The 604-nt window shown below is 57.1% G+C and carries 1 rRNA gene; it reads left to right on the top strand.

The window, feature by feature from the left end:
- Positions 1 to 604, top strand: a 23S ribosomal RNA gene (locus SB816_RS29750); the annotation flags it as partial.

Below are 604 nucleotides of genomic sequence, written 5' to 3'. Positions count from 1 at the left end.
CCGACCCGCACGAAAGGCGCAACGATCTGGGCACTGTCTCAACGAGAGACTCGGTGAAATTATAGTACCTGTGAAGATGCAGGTTACCCGCGACAGGACGGAAAGACCCCGTGGAGCTTTACTGCAGCCTGATATTGAATGTTGGTACAGCTTGTACAGGATAGGTAGGAGCCTTGGAAACCGGAGCGCCAGCTTCGGTGGAGGCATCGGTGGGATACTACCCTGGCTGTATTGACCTTCTAACCCGCCGCCCTTATCGGGCGGGGAGACAGTGTCAGGTGGGCAGTTTGACTGGGGCGGTCGCCTCCTAAAAGGTAACGGAGGCGCCCAAAGGTTCCCTCAGAATGGTTGGAAATCATTCGCAGAGTGTAAAGGCACAAGGGAGCTTGACTGCGAGACCTACAAGTCGAGCAGGGACGAAAGTCGGGCTTAGTGATCCGGTGGTTCCGCATGGAAGGGCCATCGCTCAACGGATAAAAGCTACCCCGGGGATAACAGGCTTATCTCCCCCAAGAGTCCACATCGACGGGGAGGTTTGGCACCTCGATGTCGGCTCATCGCATCCTGGGGCTGTAGTCGGTCCCAAGGGTTGGGCTGTTCGCCC

Source organism: Achromobacter sp. SIMBA_011 (genome assembly GCF_046535435.1).
Lineage (GTDB): Bacteria > Pseudomonadota > Gammaproteobacteria > Burkholderiales > Burkholderiaceae_B > Achromobacter > Achromobacter dolens.
This window is presented reverse-complemented; position numbering and strand designations above follow the sequence as displayed.